This is a genomic window from Caballeronia sp. LZ028 (genome assembly GCF_031451415.1).
Classification (GTDB): Bacteria; Pseudomonadota; Gammaproteobacteria; order Burkholderiales; family Burkholderiaceae; genus Caballeronia; species Caballeronia zhejiangensis.
Map to the genome: position 1 here is coordinate 1 of NZ_JARUXN010000053.1, position 513 is coordinate 513.

Annotated in this window: 1 protein-coding gene; it reads right to left on the minus strand. The window is 63.9% G+C overall.

The window, feature by feature from the left end; genetic code table 11:
- On the minus strand, positions 1-513 hold a 513-nt coding region (locus QCE58_RS34020; protein WP_309781271.1), incomplete at both ends, for a phosphate acyltransferase.

A 513-nucleotide genomic window follows, 5' to 3' on the forward strand; every position in this document is an offset into this window, starting at 1 on the left:
AGCACGTGAACCGGCTTCGCCGCGCCGAGCAGGATCGGCCCGATCGCGATGCCGCTTCCCGCCGCCGTCTTCAGCAGGTTGTACGAGATGTTCGCCGCGTCGATGTTCGGCAGGATCAGCAGGTTCGCGTCGCCTTCGAGCGTCGATTCGGGCAGCACTTCCTTGCGCAGACGCGCATCGAGCGCCACGTCGCCGTGCATTTCGCCGTCGACGTCGAGATCGGGCGCGCGTTCCTTGAGGATCGCGAGCACGTCGCGCATCTTCTGCGCGGTCGGCGCGTTGCTCGTGCCGAAGTTCGAATGCGACAGGAGCGCGATCTTCGGCACGATGCCGAAGCGCTTCACTTCTTCCGCCGCGAGCATCGTGATTTCGGCGAGCTGCTCGGGCGTCGGATCGACGTTCACGTGCGTATCGACGATGAAAATCTGACGCCCCGGCAGCACGAGCGCGTTCATTGCCGCGTACACGTTCGCGCCTTCCTTCTTGCCGATCACCTGATCGATGAAGTGCAGA